Below are 15,754 nucleotides of genomic sequence, written 5' to 3'. Positions count from 1 at the left end.
CACGCCTGGCTCGCAACCACGCACAGGAATACAGACGCGCTCAGCCGTCCAGCTTGATATTGGCGTTGGAAATCACGTCCCCCCAACGCTGCGTCTCTGATTCAATGAAATGCTGCAGATCGCCGGGGCTCATCACAGGGTGCACGTCCACCCCCAGCGCCCGGAAATTCGCGATGGCGTCAGGCGATTGAATGATGGAATTGATGGCCCCCGCCACGCGCTGCACAATCGGCTCCGGTGTATTGGCAGGCGCCACCACAGCAAACCAATTCACCACATTAATGCCCTTGATCCCCAACTCATCCATCCCAGGCGTATCGGGCAACACGAAAAAACGATCGTGGGTCATCATCGAATAGACCTTGATCTTGCCATCCGCACTCAGCGCCTTGGCGCGCGCCGCGGGCAACACCATCAAGTCCACCTGCCCGGCCATCAACGCGTTCACCGCAGGCGCCTCGCCTTGAAACGGAACATGCAGCATCTGCAACTGGTACTGGCCTTTAAGCATCTCCATACCGATCTGCGAAGTACTGCCCACGCCCCATGACGCAAAGGTCAACTCACCGGGACGAGCCTTGGCCAACGCGATCACCTCCTGCAGCGTCCCGGCCTTTAAATCAGCGCGCGAGACCAACGCAAACGGATTGAGAGCAAACGGCGCCACCCCCGTAAACGCCTTGATCGGATCGTAAGACAAGGTCGAATAGACGTGCGGATTGATAGCATGCGTCTCGGCACTGGCAACGAACAGCGTGTAGCCATCTGCAGGCGCAGACGCCGCATAGTCCGTCCCGACGCGGCCATTCGCACCGCTGCGATTCTCGACAATGATCGTGGTCCCTAGTTGCTCTCCGAGCCGTGTGGCCAGAATACGGCTGGCCGCATCTGTCACACCGCCCACAGGCCAAGGCACCACCAGCTTGATTGGTCGTCCCGCCGGGTAGTCCTGGGCCTGGGCAGGCGTTGTCACGCCCAGAGCCACGGCCAGGATACCCACAGAGCGCACAAAGGCGCGAGCGGCACGAGGTAGCACGCATAAAGCAGCATTCCTCATCGTTGTCTCCGTCGTTCTCGTTGTGCGTAAGAGTGTCTCATCGCGCGGAGCGCGACGAAACACCAATTTCCGAGATGGATTCCTACGCGAAACGTAAGAATCGGTAGACGGGCAACACCATCATGGAAACGCTCAGGACATCCCCAGTCCGCACAGGATACGGCTATCGGATCGCGGCGTTTCCCTGACTACGAGCGTCATCAATGGCTCGCTGCATGGCCAAATCTTCTGTCACGCCCGCAGCAGTGCCTGCACGGCCACATCAGGAACACTCGCTACGATCTTCAAAAGCGCAACAGCGGGGCCCGTCGGATTGCGATGGCCTTGTTCCCAATTTTGCAGTGTACGAACGCTGACCTGAATCGCCTTGGCGAACTCGGCCTGAGACAAATGGGTTTTCTCACGTGTCGCCTTGACATCGATCACATCGACCTTGAACACGCGCGACGGCTTCATCGCGCCTTTACGAATGGCAGCCGCCTGCTTCAGACTGGTTTGCAACTCGTCAAATACAGCGTTGTCCTTCTTCATCGTCGCAGTTCCTTTGCCAATCGACGCAACACTGCGCTTTCGATACATGGAATGCTCGATTATATACGTCAATGACGTATATCCGAGTTTTGACGCTCGCCGCCCCGGCCTACGCCCGCCCTTGATGCGGACGATTAAACGCCAGGAAATGGCGCACGACAGGCGGCTGGTCTCCTTGATGGAAACGCAGGACCTCCCCTTGAACGTCGGCGTCCGCCTTGGACACCCGCTTGTGCTGGCGCAGATGCTCGGCCCACGACTCGACGTGGAACCATTCGAGCATCAGTTCGGGATTGGCGGAGTCTTCTGCCACGCCCCATGCATAGGCGCCATCGCGCCGGCGTTCTGCCGAGAGCCGCGCCAGCGCCTTGAGAAAGTCAGCACGATCGGCCGCAGCAATGCGGTACTCGATCTGGATCAGCACCGGCCCGCGATCATGTTCAATGGGTGCCGCGGTCAGCGGCTCGGGCCAATGATTCGACGGCACCAAGTCAGCCTCACCGGCAGGCAGCTTGATACGGTGCGCGATTAGGCCAACCAACACGAGTCCTGCCGCGCCGGCCAACAGCGCTACCGGTACCGAGGTCCATTGCGCGACCGCGCCCCAGCTCAGGCTACCCACCGTCATCGCACCGTTGAACACGGTCAGATACACCGCCAACGACCGTCCACGCACCCAATTAGGCAAGATTGCCTGAGCCACCCCATTGAGCGTCGTCAACGCGGTGATCCAAGCCATTCCCAGCACCAGCAACGCAGTCACCGCAGCCCATTGTGGCGGCGCGAAAGACAGGAACGTCATCACCGCCGCTGTGACCAACGCCGCCACCAGCAGCAATCCATCCGCATCCAGGCGCGCACGCAAGCTCGGCATGACGACTGCACCGCCAATCGCGCCCAAGCCGACCGCCCCGAGCAAAATGCCATAAAAACCCGCGCCGCCGCCCAACAACTGGCGTGCGACCAAAGGCAGTAAAGCCCAGATCGAGCTGGCGAGCGCGAAAAACAAAAACGCCCGAAGCAACACCACATGCAACTCGCGGCTGGCGCGAACGTAGCGCAGTCCGGCACGAAAAGCGCCGACGAAGCGCTCGGACAGCTCATCGTCCGCCGCCTGCGGCCGCGGCCACCACAACAGCGCGGCAACCACAAACACATAGCTGATGACATCCACGCCATACGTGAAGGCTGCGCCGAAACTGGCCAGAATCAAACCGCCCAACGCGGGGCCCACGGCACGCGCGATATTGATGCCCAGCGAATTGAGCGCCACCGCGCTTTTGAGATCTTTCTTTTGAACCAGCTCAGGAACAATGGCCTGCCAGGTCGGCCCCATCAGCGCCGCGCCGATACCGCCCAAAAACGTCAAGGCCACCAGCGATGCCACCGATTGCAGACCCGCAGCCGACAGTAGCATCAGCGTGACACTGACGCCTGCCAACAGGAACTGAATACCAACCAGAAACTTGCGTCGATCCAGCACGTCGGCCAACACACCCGCAGGAATCGCCAGCAAGAACACAGGCAACGTCGCCGCAGCCTGCACCATCGCCACCGCAGTGGGCGATGAAGACAGGTCAGTCATCAGCCACGCGCTGGCGACATCGCGCACGAAACTGCCGGTGTTGCCAATGACCGTTGCCACCCACAACACCGCAAACAGCGTCTGCCGTAGCGGCGCAAAACTGCCTGATGGGGGTTCGTCTGTATGCGTCATGCCCGCCGCTCCCTCAAATCCAGCCAGGCCACCAGCAAAAAGCCGCCGACCAAACCCAGATGTTCAAAAAACGAATTAGCGGCCATGAAACGCGCTGGTCCGGCCGGCAACTCCCAAAACCGCAGGGCCATACCGGTCGCCAGCAAGGTAAACCCTGCCAGGGCGAGCGCTCCCAGCCACCGTAACCGGCCCGTGAGAATCATCATGGAAGCCCCCAATTCAAGCACAATCACCGCCCCCGCGAACAGCGGAGCCGGCGATAGGCCAAAATGGTTCATCTCGGCGATAGCACCGGAAAAATCGGTGAGCTTCACGAGCCCGCCTTGCAGATAGGCCGAACACAAGGCCAGATAAGCAAGAAAACGCGCGGCGCGGCTCGCAAACACCGGCCGCACCGCGGCAGTCACACCGTGACCCGTCACAACATCAGGCGTAGGCATGGGTGCTCTCATATCGACGATCAGACGGCCCAGCACGAACAACCCAGCGCGCCGAAAAAGCCTTTCAAATCCGACACAGGCGCGTTCGATGCCCAGGCATTTGCATGGTCATGCCCATGCATCCCGCACGCACTGGCGCAACCGCAACCAGCCACCGCCTGATAACGCCGATACGACGAGGACGACAGCGAATTTTTGCCTGCACCCTCCGGATCTCCCCAGGCCGCATAGCCGCCAAACAAGCGCATGGGCGACCAGTCGGGCATCGCCGGCGGCAGCGGATTATCGTCGTGCTGGGCAAACTCGCCCTCGCCATAAACCACCCGTCCGCCCACGACCGTCAGGTGCGACGTCAAAAACGAGATCTCGTCTTCCGACACGCTGAAAAAATCCTTGCTCGGCACCATAAAGTCCGCCAGCTGACCGACAGAAATCCGGCCACGCTTGCCTTCCTCGTTGGAAAACCACGCAACATTCTCTGTCCACATGCGCAATGCCGTCTCACGATCGAGCAAATTGCGTTGCGGATACATCTGCGTACCGCCCAAGGTCTTGCCCGTGATCATCCACGACAGCGACACCCAGGGGTTGTAGGAAGCGACCCGCGTAGCGTCAGTGCCAGCCGACACCTTGACGCCCTTTTCCAGAATACGCTTGACCGGCGGCGAGGCTTCGGCGGCCTTTGCGCCATAGCGTTCGATGAAATACTCACCCTGGTAGGCCATACGATGCTGCACGGCAATACCACCGCCCAGCGCCGCAATACGATCGATGGACTTGTCGGAAATCGTCTCCGCATGGTCAAAGAACCAGTTGATTCCCTCCAGCGGCGTATCCCGGTTGACCTTTTCAAACACGTCCAGCGCACGTGAAATCGTTTCATCATACGTCGCGTGCAAACGCCATGGCCACTTGTTCTGCACCAATACGCGTACGACTTCTTCGAGTTCGCTTTCCATCTGCGGCGGCATATCCGGGCGCTCGACACGGAAATCCTCGAAATCCGCGGCCGAATACACCAGCATTTCCCCCGCCCCATTGTGACGGAAATAGTCATCGCCTTGCTTGTACTTGACGGACTTGGTCCAGTTCAGAAAATCTTCCTTTTCCTGCTTGGGCTTTTGCGTAAACAGGTTATAGGCCAGCCGCACCGTGATCTGGTTGGCATCGGCCAGTTTCTGGATGACCTCGTAGTCCTCGGGATAGTTCTGGAAACCGCCCCCCGCATCGATCACCCCCGTGACGCCCAGGCGATTCAGTTCGCGCATGAAATGGCGCGTCGAATTGATCTGATAGTCCAGCGGCAGTTTCGGGCCTTTGGCCAGGGTGGAATAGAGAATCGTGGCGTTGGGTTTTGCCAGCAGCAAACCCGTGGGGTTCCCATTGGCATCGCGCACGATCTGCCCGCCCAACGGATCCGGCGTATCTTTGGTGTAGCCCACCGCACGCAACGCCGCTGCGTTGAGCAGCGCACGGTCATACAAATGCAACAGAAAGACCGGCGTATCGGGCGCGATCGCGTTGATCTCCTCGATCGTCGGCAGGCGTTTCTCGACGAATTGCTGCTCGGTAAACCCGCCCACCACACGCACCCATTGCGGTGCGGGCGTGATGGCGACCTGGCGTTTTAGCATTTCCAGCGCGTCGGCCAGCGAACGTACGCCATCCCAGCGCAGCTCCATGTTGTAGTTCAAACCGCCACGCACCACATGCGTGTGGTTGTCGAACAGCCCGGGCAGTACATGCCGGCGCTTCAAGTCCACCAGGCGGGTATTCGATCCCGCCAGCCGTGTGACCTCTTCGTTGGTGCCCACGGCGACAAAACGGCCGGACTTGATCGCGACGGCGTTGACCACCGGCTTGGCACGATCCAGCGTCGTGATCTGGCCGTTATGGAAAATGATGTCGGGACTAGCATCGGACACGGTTGACGTTCCTTTCCGGAGTGCCTCGGCCGCTGCATTGCGGCCCAATGCGCCATTGAACGCTGCCGTGGCAGCCAGCGTGGTGGCCGCGCCGAGAATCTTTCGACGAGTTGTCATTGTCACGCTTTTCTCCTCGTTGTGGAGCTTTTCTTGAGGCCGCCGATGAGCGACGGCAGGCATAAGCGGCGCCCCAGACGCACAGGCCTGGGGCTACTCTCGGCCGGCGTCGAGTTATTTGGCCGGATTCGGACCAATGCGCTCGCCGTGCTTCACACGTTCGGAAGCCTTGTGCACCATCGTGTAGGCGTAGTCCACACCCATACCATAAGCGCCGGAATGCTCTTTGACAATTTCCATCACCGCGTCGTACGTATCACGGCGGGCCCAGTCACGCTGCCATTCCAGCAACACCTGTTGCCACGTCACCGGCACAATACCGGCCTGTACCATGCGGTCTATCGCGTACTTATGCGCATCGGCCGAGGTGCCTCCCGACGCATCGGTCACCATGTAAATCTCATAATCCGTGTCATGCAGGCATGACAATGCGAAAGTCGTATTGCAGACCTCGGTCCACAAGCCAGAAACCACGATTTTCTTGCGGCCTTGCGCAGCATGCGCGGCCAGCGCATCACGCACATTCTGATCATCCCACGAGTTCATCGACGTGCGCTCGAGAATCGAGTGATCCGGGAAAACGGCCAACAGCTCCGGATACGTAAAGCCGGAGAAGCTTTCCGTTTCGACCGTGGTGATGGTAGCGGGGATATCGAATACTTTCGCAGCTTTAGCCAAGCCGACTACATTGTTCTTTAGCACCTGGCGATCGATCGACTGGACACCGAAGGCCATCTGCGGCTGCTGGTCGATGAAAATGATCTGGCTATTCTGGGGGGTCAGGACTTCGAGATACTTGGACATCGCATTGCTCCCTTCATTGATGATCGAATAAAGTGCCGCAGCGCAGCAGTGTAGGACTCCAACGATGTCATCAGAAGGGGCAAACTGGAAAAGCATCCTTTCCAAAATTGATATGGACGAGTCACTACACCGAGGCCACGTTCCTCACACGCGTCTGGAACAGCCTCTTTGCTGAGCAATCAGTAGATACCTGTCAGCCGGGCAAACGGGCTGCGACGCATTGCCCCCACCTCCATGTGGTCAGTAGAATCAAGCACAACATACTCATTCGCCTGTCACATGAATAGACTGCCAGACCTCGAAGCCTGGGCCATCTTTGCCAAGGTCGCCGAAACAGGATCCTTTGCCCGCGCCGCCAGCGAATTCGCCTTGTCGCAGGCCACGGTGTCCAAAGCCATCACGCGCCTAGAAGCACGCATGAAAACCATGCTGTTTCACCGCACCTCTCGCCGCGTGACCTTGACCGAAAGCGGGCTGGCCGCGCTGGAGCGCGCCACCCGCATTCTCGAGGAAGGCGAAGCCGTCGAGGCAGACCTCGCCGAACAGGCCACCGCCCTGCGCGGTCTCGTGCGCGTTACCGCCCCGATGTCCTTCGGGCTCTCGCATCTGGCGCCGATCCTGCCTCCATTCATGCAAGCCCACCCCGATGTGAGTCTGGACATCGAATTCAGCGACGAACAAAAGGACCTCGTTGCGAACCGATTCGATGTCGCCGTGCGCATTTCCAATCCGTCTGATTCCAGCCTATTGGCCAAACGTCTATGCAACGTACGCATCCTGCTGGTGGGCTCGCCCGGCTATTTCGAGCGTCATGGCCGGCCACAGCACCCGAGCGAACTCGTCGAGCACCGTGCCTTGCAGTATGCCTATTCCCCCAGAGGACCAAGCTGGCGATTTCGGCATGAGCGCGACGGCGAATTCAGCCAAACCATGCACATACCCTTGCGCGTCAACAACGCCGAAGCCCTGACGCACGCGCTGACAGCCGGCCTCGGCCTGGCACTACAGCCGGAATTTCTGGTCTGGCAGGATATCGAGGCAGGCCGGCTGGAAACCGTGATGGACGAATGGGAGGTCGAACCCATTGCATTGCATATCCTGACCCCGCCCGGACGCAAGCGCCCTGCCCGCGTGCAAGCTTTCATCGACTATCTCGCGCAATGCTACGCCAGTCAGCCGTGGGCCCGGCCGGACGGCGAGACCCAATTGCCGCATCGTGAATAGACCGTCACGCCTATTGCACCTGCAGATTCGACTCCTTGACTAGGTCGCCCCACTTTTTGGCTTCCGCCTGCAGGAACTCTGATGCCTGCGTTGGGCTGTTCGCGACCAGGTCTACCCCGTCACGCGCCAATAGCTCTTTCATCGCCGGCGTATTCAACGCCGTGCGCGAGGCTGCGTTCAGCTTGTCGATGACAGCTGGTGGCGTTCCCGCCGGGGCCGCGAGCACGAACCAATTGCGGGCCTCAAAGCCCGGCAGGGTTTCCGCCACAGTCGGTACATCCGGCAAAATGCTCATCCGTTGTGCGCCCGTGGTGGCCAACAACCGCAGCTTTCCCGAACGCACATGCACCAATGACGACGCGGGATTATCGATCATCAGATCCACCTCGCCGCTGATCAGGTCGACGAAGGCAGCGCCAGCCCCTTTGTACGGGATTTTCGTGAAATCCACACCACCCTGCTTGGCCAGCATTGCCGTGGCCAACGCCTGAATCCCTGTGCTCGCGGACAAGGCAAAATTGATCTTGTCAGACTGCTTGGCCTGAGCCAACACATCCTGCAGGGACTCTGCCTTGAACTTGTTGCTGGCCACCAGCACCTGCGGTGCAGCCGCCATGATCATCACTGGACTGAAATCCTTGATCGGATCATACGGGACCTGCGGATAAAACGCGGGTGTCGTACCGAAAGCCGCCGAACTCAACAGCAACGTATAGCCATCAGCAGCCGATCGAGCAACATCGATGGCACCGATCTGGCCGGTATTGCTGGCCTTGTTTTCGACCACGATACTCTGACCGAGAATCTCACCCAGTTCCTTTGCGAACGGCCGGGCCAGCGTATCCACACCGCCACCAGCCGCGAACGGAACAACGATGCGTATCGCCTTGTCGGGAAATTCCGCTTGAGCGGCGCTGCCCATCAACAATGCAGCCATCATGGCCCCGATGATTTTCTTTTTCACGCAATGTCTCCTATTTACGAGTAGCAGCCAGGCGCATAGGCAGCGCGGCATCGCCAGCTGTCTCCAATGACCAGACCGAATCAATCAAACGACCGGCATCGACGTCCACGCCGGCATAACGCACGAGGTCACGCAGTTTCTGTTCGATAGCGTCGTCCTCCAGCGGACGGGCCAACGAGCCGCGCGGCGCGGTGACTTCACGCTGCAACGTTGCGCCGTCGTTGAACTCGACGTGCACCTTGACCGCGTCAACTGACATGGCCGCATCGTCGGTGAACACCAGCCGTGCACCGAGCGTGCGTAGAACAGGATCCGCCACTGCCTCATCAGAAAACTCAGCAAGTCCGGCGCGGCCGCGTACCAATGCCACTGCCACAGCGTGTTGCGCGCACACCTGAGACTGACGCCCGCTGTTGATATCGGGACGATCTGTCCGTTGGCGCAACAAGGGATGCCCCGTCAGCTCGATACGGGAAATACTGCCCCATCCCCCGTCCTGAATACGAGGATCCGACGACAGCTCCAGGCAGGCATCGATGACCGGATTCAACACCACGCCGCAGGGATACGGCTTGTAGGCGTTATTCAACAGTTCCCAACTATCCCCGAGCCGTTCTGTCATCGCAGTCAGCCGCGGACTGTCGCCGACGACTCTCAAGAACCCGCGCTCTCCTTCCAACGGCAGCGCCGGTCCATCAAAACCATCTGCAGCCAGAAAGGCCGACAGCAGTCCATTTCGCGCGGCATTGCCCACGCTGACGCTCTTGGCGCCGGTGCCCAGCGCCTCCACCAGGCCACCCGCCTGCACGGCAGCGATACCCAACGCATGAACGTTCTGCCGCGCATCCAAGCCCAGCGTCTTCGCCGCCGCCAGCCCTGCACCAAACACCCCGCACGTCGAAGTGATATGCCAGCCGCGTGCATAGTGTTCCGGCGAGATCGCGTTGCCGATACGGCAGGCCACCTCAACACCCAGCACAAAGGCATGCAGCAATTCCTGCCCGCTCATGGGCCGGGTCTCGGCCAGGGCGAACAAGACCGGCGCAATCGGCGACGAGGGATGGATAATGGTCGGATGATGCGTATCGTCAAAGTCGAACACATTCGCCGCCATCGCGTTCAATGCGGCAGCGCTCAACACATCCACACGATCCGGCCGGCCCGCCAGGCTCGCCTGCGGTCCCGCCGAAAACCGCGCATACGTGCGCACCGCAATATCCAGCGACGGCGTACGTGCCGCAGAGATCGCCACGGCGAAAAAATTCAAAATAGCCCGGCGTGCGGCATGCCGTACCTCTGCCGGCACATCCTCCCACCGCGACTCGGCGACGAAACGCGACAGTTGAATAGACGGAGAAATTGCGTCGGAAACAGCAGTTTGATTCATGTCATTTCACTTGTTGAGGAAGCCACATTACGATCTGCGGGAAAGCGTAAATCAGGCACAAAAAGAGCAGGATAATCACCACAAACGGCAGCGCGCCGCGCAGGATGTCACCAAACCGGGCCTTATCATTCATGCTGCGCAACACGAACAGCACCATGCCGACAGGCGGTGTAATCAGGCCCACCTCGATCATCAACACCAGAAAAACCCCGAACCAGATGGGATCCAGCCCGAGAGCCATGGCGATCGGATAGGTCACCGGCAGCGTCATCAGCATCATCGCGATCGACTCTACGAACATGCCCAGGACCAGATAAATCAACACCATCGCTCCCATCACGACGACGGGCGAGAAATCCGCTCCCTGAATGAGGTTGACGACTTCGCGCGGCAACCTCAGATAGTCGAACACCCAACTGAAGATGCCCGCCCCCACCACGATCAGCAACAACAAGGCGGTGACCTTGGCCGAGTCATAGGCGATCTCCATCAGCGCGCGCCAAGTGAGTTTGCCGCGCAACAAGCACAGCACGAACGCGCTGACGGCGCCAATAGCGGCAGCCTCGGTCGGCGTGGCGATCCCCGCATACATAGAGCCCAGCACCGCACCGATGATCACGACAAACGGCACCATGCCGCGCGAGGCCGAGAGCTTTTCGCGCATGGTGTAGGCACGTGCAGGCGGAGCCGACCCCGGCACCGTCAGCGCCCATACCAGGGCTCCCAGCATAAAGACGCCCATCAGCAACAGGCCCGGAATCATCCCCGCGAGAAACAGATGAGTCACCGAAGCCCCCACCGTCGTCCCATAGATGATCATCGGAATGCTAGGTGGAATCAGAATGCCCAGCGTAGCGCCCGCCGCCGCGACGCCATACGTCAATCGCGGGCTGTAGCCACGCTCGATCATGTCCGGGCAAGCGACTTTCCCCAACGTCGCAGCCGTAGCCAGACTGGATCCCGACACCGCCGCAAAGATCGCCGAAGCCCCCGCGGAGGCATGCGCCAGGCCACCCGGCGCACGGCCGAACCAGCGCACCAATGCGTCAAACATGCCGGACGTAATCCCACTACGCAGCAACAGCCCGCCCATGAAAATAAACATGGGAACAGCCGTCAACGTAAACGTATTCGTACTGCTCCAGGCTCGCTCGGCCAGCAATGAAAGCTGTGGACGCGACAATAGAAAGTACACGCCCAGCAACCCCACCATCCCCAACGCCACACCGATACGCACACCAAGAAATAACAACAGCATCATGCTGGCGACCAACAGCGCGGCCACCCAACCCAACGACTGTCCGCGTGCCAAGGCATACAAGGCAGCGCATCCGCCGACGAGAATCAGCGACTGCACCAGCGTAGCCTTGCCGCTCCACGCCCCAATCGCGATGATGAACGCCACGGCGATCACCGCCATTCCCCAGTCGATCCGGCTGCCGGCAATAGAAACAGAGTTGGGTCCCAAAGCCACGAGCGCGAGCGCCATGACGGCCAACACAACGGGCGCCAACCAACGACGCCAATGCTCTGCGGGCGGACGCAACCGATAGATATCGACCAGAATCGACAGGCAGAAAGTCAGCATGCCCAGCGACACAGACAACTGCGGTATCCATTGCGGCGTCGACAGCAAACCCCAATCCCGCGTGTCGTTCACATACTCGCGAAAATTAAAGCTGGCCATCTGCCATCCCAGCACCACACTGAACAGCAACGCCAACCATTGGCCCAACAGTTCCAGTTGCACCCGCGTCGATGACGACACCCGGTCGATCCACAGTTCCACCTGGACATGCGCATTCGCCGACTGCGCCGCGGCCAATCCGAAAAACACCGTCGCCACCAACAGATAACCCGAGATTTCCGTAGCCCACGACGTCGGCGAGTTAAAGACGTAGCGCGAAAAAATCTCGTAGCACATCGACAACGCCATCAACAGCAACGCCGCCGTCGCGAGCGCTCCGGAACACCGGGTGATACCAACCATCCCCCGAATCAGGCTGAAGTCTGCGCTGCCGCCCAATGGATAAGGCGATGCGCCTGGCGATATGGCGGCCTCTGCCGGCGCCTGCATCGGCATATCAATGCTGCTCATTCTTGTCTCCTCGGCGCTGTGCGCGCGATGGTGTTTTCCCTGATCGAGAGCTAACGCCAGAGAAATGCTATGACGATATTATAGGCATATTGTATGATCGAATGATCATAATTTCACACAGCGCACCGCGCACCATCCAGGAGGAGCACAACATGCATTACCCCACTCGCCCGCCCTCGCGGCTACGGTCATTGGCGCTCTCGGCCGCCATCGGTGTCACCCTATGGGCCGGCGCAGCGCAGGCACAGACCTATGACCTGACCATGGCCGTCATCACCTCGCCCGGCGACGGCTATTCCATTCTCACGGCGTCAGTGCCAGATCGCGTCGCCAAAGCCACCGACGGCAAAGTCAAAGTCACCGTCAGCGACTCACTGGTGCCGCCCGCCCAAATGGCGACTGCCGTGCGCGAAGGCCGCGTGGACATGAGCGCAGCCCTGCACACCTACCTGGCGGCCGACGAGCCGCGCATGGGCATCTTTAACCTGCCGGGCCTCATCAACGACATCAAAGAGTACAAACAGGTCTGCGACGCCTTCTGGTGCGAAGACACCCGCAAGATCTGGAAAGACAAATGGAATGCCATCGTGCTCGCCGAGGGCACCTGGTGCACACAACAGCTGTTTTCCAAGGATCCCATCCACAAAATCGAGGACTTCAAGGGCAAACGCCTGCGCGTGCACAACCCCCAGACCGCCGAAGTCGTCAACGCACTGGGCGGTAAGCCGGTCGCCATGCCCACCACCGAGATCTTCCCCGCGCTGGAGCGTGGCGTCATCGACGGCCTGTTCATCTCGATGTGCGTAGGCGGATCGCTGGAATTCTGGCGCATCGCCAAGAACGTCCAGAACTGGAGCCTGGGCCCAATCAACGGCTGGGCCATACTCGTCAACCCCGACAGCTGGGAAAAACTGCCACCCGACGTCCAGAAGCAGGTCCAAAGCGCCATGGACGGCGTACAACACGACGCCTTTACCCAATACGACCAGTTTGTCACCAATGCACGCCAGGCGATGGAAAAGAACGGCGTGACCTTCTGGGTCGCACCGGATGAAGAAAGGGCTAAACTAATGCAGCCGCAATACATAGGATCCGCGTACGATGCTTGGAACAAACGTGCCCAGCAAGTTGGATTCGATGGCCCTGCCTACCTTGATCGTGTACGAAAGGTATTAGGCAAAACGCAATAATCGACGGGCGCACCCAACGGTATCCGGGGCGCTCGACATACCCTGGATACCTTTTGCATTACGCCCATGACTGCCCACGTAGAGCCACAAGACGATTTCAAGGTCCAACGCGTCGCTTCAGTACTGAGGCACAGCGTGACAGAGAACATTCGCAACGCCATCCTGGTCGGGCGGTTCCGGCCCGGTGAACGACTGCCCGAGCGCGACCTGTGCGAGATGACCGGCGTGAGCCGGACCTTGGTCCGCGAGGCCTTGCGCCAGCTGGAATCCGAAGGCCTGATCCTCGTCATTCCCCACCGCGGCCCCGTCGTCGCCCGGCTCTCGCCTGAACAAGCGCGCGGCATCTACCAAGTACGCGAAGAACTCGAAGGCCTGGCCTGTGAGCTTTTCGCCGAGCACGCCACGCAGGCGCAGCTCACCGCACTGCGCAAGGCGCTGGAGGCGATGAAACGCACCCTGCCCCGTGGCACCGCTCTGCAGCAGCTGGCCGCGAAAAACGCCTTTTATCAGCAATTGCTGGATGGGGCGGGCAACGAGGCATTGACCAACAGCCTGCACCTGCTGAACTCCCGCGTCATGCTGCTGCGCTCGACCTCGATCCAGGCTCCTGGACGATCCAAGCACAGCATCGCCGAGCTCACCGAGCTGCTGCAGGCACTAGAGGCGCGTGACGGCAAGGCCGCACGCGCAGCGGCGCGACGTCACGTACGCAATGCCGCCGACGTCGCGATCAAAATCCTGCAGGAATCGCTACAGTCCGAGAGCGCGGACTAACCAAGCGGATTAACAGAGCCGATAACGATCAGAGCCCACGGACGATGATCGCCCTAAAAACCGTCGGCGCCACTCAGCACGCCGCCGACTTTCCAAAGGGATCGGCATTCACCGGGGTATCCACGGTATACGGCAAGGCCTCAGGCAGTCCAGCCAGGCTGCGCATCAAGGGATAAATAGCGCTGTAATCCTGCGCGCCCCTGCCCTGCGCCCGCGCCGCGGTATACGACTGATACGCGGCACTACCCATCGGCACACACGCACGGCTGCGCGACGCCAGCTCCAGGGCCAGGCCCAGGTCTTTATGCGCGAGATCGACCTGAAAACCCGCCGACAAATCGCCACGCAACACCTTGTTCGGATACGTGATATTCATGTGGCCCTGGCCCGCGATGGTCCCGCGCATCACTTGCAACGCCAGCTCCACGCTCAGCCCGCAGGCTTCGGCCAGCGTCAACGCCTCCGCCGTCAAGGCATTGAGTGAGATCCCCATGAAATTGTTGATCACCTTCACTCGGGAGCCGCCCCCTACCTCGCCGCAATCAATGATCTGATTGCCCATGCAGAGTAATGCCTCCTCTGCCCGGGCTTTGTCGTTGGCTGCGCCACTGGCCAGAATCAGCAGAGTCCCTCGCTCTGCTTCCATCGCAGAGCGTCCCACCGGGGAATCCAGCATCCTCAGGCCACGCGCCGCCAACAGCGCAGCAATGCCATCCGTCTCATGCGGCAAGATGGTCGACATATTGATCAGCAACGACGCCTCCGAGAGCGATTGCAACGCGCCATCGGGGCCCTCCAGCGCGGCACGAATGTGAGCCGCCGTCGGCAACATCGTGATCACCAACCCTGCACCGGCCGCAGCCTCCCTCGCACTCGCCGCGCGCTTGCCGCCCGCCTGCACCAGCGCATCCAGCGCCTGCGGATTCAAGTCATATCCCGTCACCGCAAACCCGTTCTTGACGAGATTACGCGCCATCGGCAGGCCCATCGCCCCTAGACCGATAAACGCAATCGATTCATTCTTCATATCCACGTCTCCTCGTTATGGCATGCCGATAGTCCGTCGCCATCGGCACGCATCTGGCAATCTGCATCAGCGACTATGCTTCACCGTAATGCGCCTTCCTTTTCCATCTCGGCGATCACCTCACGCGCCGCCTTCATCGCGTCCAACGAAGCCGGCACACCGCAATAAATAGCGGCCTGCAGAATCACCTCGACGATCTCTTCCTTCGTCACGCCGTTATTGACCGCGCCACGCATATGCAGCCGCAACTCGTTCGGCCGATTCAATGCGATCAGCATCGCCAGATTGAGAAAACTACGGGTCTTGCGCTCCAGCCCGGGCCGGGTCCACACATCCCCCCAGCAGTACTCCGTCACCAGCTTCTGCAGCGGGGCGCTCATGTCGTCAGCCCCATTCAGCGACTTTTCGACATAGGCGTCACCCACAACAGCTCGACGCACCTCCAGCCCCTTTTGGAACTGCTCGGATTGGAATTCGGGCCTCAATGCCATGATATTTT

The 15,754-nt window shown here is 60.1% G+C and carries 14 protein-coding genes; 3 read left to right on the top strand and 11 right to left on the bottom strand.

Annotated features, from left to right (window positions below):
- Positions 1–40: 40 nt before the first annotated feature.
- From ACYVI2_RS22635 to ACYVI2_RS22610, 6 genes are all read right to left on the bottom strand, one after another.
- Complete coding sequence (locus ACYVI2_RS22635) at positions 41–1,057, bottom strand: Bug family tripartite tricarboxylate transporter substrate binding protein (RefSeq protein ID WP_415821181.1); 1,017 nt, start codon at positions 1,055–1,057, stop codon at positions 41–43.
- 231 nt (positions 1,058–1,288) lie between these two features.
- Positions 1,289–1,588 (bottom strand): NadS family protein, encoded by a 300-nt coding sequence (nadS, locus tag ACYVI2_RS22630; protein ID WP_415821182.1) that lies wholly within the window; start codon positions 1,586–1,588, stop codon positions 1,289–1,291.
- 109 nt (positions 1,589–1,697) lie between these two features.
- Positions 1,698–3,305 carry an MFS transporter gene (locus tag ACYVI2_RS22625; RefSeq protein ID WP_415821183.1) on the bottom strand — a complete coding sequence of 536 codons (1,608 nt, stop codon included), beginning with the start codon at positions 3,303–3,305 and terminating at the stop codon, positions 1,698–1,700.
- Positions 3,302–3,745, bottom strand: coding sequence for a DoxX family protein (locus tag ACYVI2_RS22620; RefSeq protein ID WP_415821184.1), 444 nt, complete (start codon positions 3,743–3,745; stop codon positions 3,302–3,304). Before ACYVI2_RS22620 ends, ACYVI2_RS22625 begins: the two co-directional genes overlap by 4 nt.
- A gap of 20 nt (positions 3,746–3,765) precedes the next feature.
- Positions 3,766–5,670 carry an amidohydrolase gene (locus tag ACYVI2_RS22615; protein ID WP_415821210.1) on the bottom strand — a complete coding sequence of 635 codons (1,905 nt, stop codon included), beginning with the start codon at positions 5,668–5,670 and terminating at the stop codon, positions 3,766–3,768.
- 231 nt (positions 5,671–5,901) lie between these two features.
- Positions 5,902–6,591, bottom strand: coding sequence for a hydrolase (locus tag ACYVI2_RS22610; RefSeq protein WP_415821185.1), 690 nt, complete (start codon positions 6,589–6,591; stop codon positions 5,902–5,904).
- A gap of 279 nt (positions 6,592–6,870) precedes the next feature.
- On the opposite strand from ACYVI2_RS22610, the gene ACYVI2_RS22605 reads away from it, so the two are divergent.
- Complete coding sequence (locus ACYVI2_RS22605) at positions 6,871–7,815, top strand: LysR family transcriptional regulator (RefSeq protein ID WP_415821186.1); 945 nt, start codon at positions 6,871–6,873, stop codon at positions 7,813–7,815.
- Positions 7,816–7,825: 10 nt separating this feature from the next.
- Here the strand turns inward: ACYVI2_RS22605 and ACYVI2_RS22600 are convergent, their stop codons facing one another.
- The 3 genes from ACYVI2_RS22600 to ACYVI2_RS22590 are packed head-to-tail and all read right to left on the bottom strand — an operon-like array spanning position 7,826 to position 12,264.
- Positions 7,826–8,779: a tripartite tricarboxylate transporter substrate binding protein gene (locus ACYVI2_RS22600; protein ID WP_415821187.1), complete on the bottom strand. Its 954-nt coding sequence runs from the start codon at positions 8,777–8,779 to the stop codon at positions 7,826–7,828.
- A 10-nt stretch (positions 8,780–8,789) separates the two neighbouring features.
- Positions 8,790–10,166: an MmgE/PrpD family protein gene (locus tag ACYVI2_RS22595; RefSeq protein WP_415821188.1), complete on the bottom strand. Its 1,377-nt coding sequence runs from the start codon at positions 10,164–10,166 to the stop codon at positions 8,790–8,792.
- A 1-nt stretch (position 10,167) separates the two neighbouring features.
- Positions 10,168–12,264, bottom strand: coding sequence for a TRAP transporter large permease subunit (locus tag ACYVI2_RS22590; protein WP_415821189.1), 2,097 nt, complete (start codon positions 12,262–12,264; stop codon positions 10,168–10,170).
- A gap of 152 nt (positions 12,265–12,416) precedes the next feature.
- Between ACYVI2_RS22590 and ACYVI2_RS22585 the strand changes: the two genes are divergently transcribed.
- Both ACYVI2_RS22585 and ACYVI2_RS22580 read left to right on the top strand, forming a co-directional pair.
- The gene (locus ACYVI2_RS22585) at positions 12,417–13,454 is read left to right on the top strand and encodes a TRAP transporter substrate-binding protein (RefSeq protein WP_415821190.1); all 1,038 of its coding nucleotides are present in this window, start codon (positions 12,417–12,419) and stop codon (positions 13,452–13,454) included.
- A 66-nt stretch (positions 13,455–13,520) separates the two neighbouring features.
- The gene (locus ACYVI2_RS22580) at positions 13,521–14,228 is read left to right on the top strand and encodes a GntR family transcriptional regulator (RefSeq protein ID WP_460490358.1); all 708 of its coding nucleotides are present in this window, start codon (positions 13,521–13,523) and stop codon (positions 14,226–14,228) included.
- A 73-nt stretch (positions 14,229–14,301) separates the two neighbouring features.
- Here the strand turns inward: ACYVI2_RS22580 and yihU are convergent, their stop codons facing one another.
- Both yihU and pcaC read right to left on the bottom strand, forming a co-directional pair.
- Complete coding sequence (gene yihU / locus ACYVI2_RS22575; protein WP_415821192.1) at positions 14,302–15,255, bottom strand: sulfolactaldehyde 3-reductase; 954 nt, start codon at positions 15,253–15,255, stop codon at positions 14,302–14,304.
- 80 nt (positions 15,256–15,335) lie between these two features.
- Entirely contained in the window at positions 15,336–15,746 is a 411-nt protein-coding gene (gene pcaC / locus ACYVI2_RS22570) for a 4-carboxymuconolactone decarboxylase (protein WP_415821193.1), read from the bottom strand.
- Positions 15,747–15,754: the final 8 nt, after the last annotated feature.

The organism is Bordetella tumbae (assembly GCF_054780995.1).
The sequence above is the reverse complement of the archived record's forward strand: the minus strand, read 5'-3'. Positions and strand labels throughout refer to the sequence as shown.

Bases quoted from the DNA above. Each gene is read 5' to 3' on its own strand.
- ACYVI2_RS22635 (WP_415821181.1), bottom strand. From the start codon at position 1,057: ATGAGGAATGCTGCTTTATGCGTGCTACCTCGTGCCGCTCGCGCCTTT.
- nadS (WP_415821182.1), bottom strand. From the start codon at position 1,588: ATGAAGAAGGACAACGCTGTATTTGACGAGTTGCAAACCAGTCTGAAG.
- ACYVI2_RS22625 (WP_415821183.1), bottom strand. From the start codon at position 3,305: ATGACGCATACAGACGAACCCCCATCAGGCAGTTTTGCGCCGCTACGG.
- ACYVI2_RS22620 (WP_415821184.1), bottom strand. From the start codon at position 3,745: ATGCCTACGCCTGATGTTGTGACGGGTCACGGTGTGACTGCCGCGGTG.
- ACYVI2_RS22610 (WP_415821185.1), bottom strand. From the start codon at position 6,591: ATGTCCAAGTATCTCGAAGTCCTGACCCCCCAGAATAGCCAGATCATT.
- ACYVI2_RS22605 (WP_415821186.1), top strand. From the start codon at position 6,871: ATGAATAGACTGCCAGACCTCGAAGCCTGGGCCATCTTTGCCAAGGTC.
- ACYVI2_RS22595 (WP_415821188.1), bottom strand. From the start codon at position 10,166: ATGAATCAAACTGCTGTTTCCGACGCAATTTCTCCGTCTATTCAACTG.
- ACYVI2_RS22590 (WP_415821189.1), bottom strand. From the start codon at position 12,264: ATGAGCAGCATTGATATGCCGATGCAGGCGCCGGCAGAGGCCGCCATA.
- ACYVI2_RS22585 (WP_415821190.1), top strand. From the start codon at position 12,417: ATGCATTACCCCACTCGCCCGCCCTCGCGGCTACGGTCATTGGCGCTC.
- ACYVI2_RS22580 (WP_460490358.1), top strand. From the start codon at position 13,521: ATGACTGCCCACGTAGAGCCACAAGACGATTTCAAGGTCCAACGCGTC.
- yihU (WP_415821192.1), bottom strand. From the start codon at position 15,255: ATGAAGAATGAATCGATTGCGTTTATCGGTCTAGGGGCGATGGGCCTG.
- pcaC (WP_415821193.1), bottom strand. From the start codon at position 15,746: ATGGCATTGAGGCCCGAATTCCAATCCGAGCAGTTCCAAAAGGGGCTG.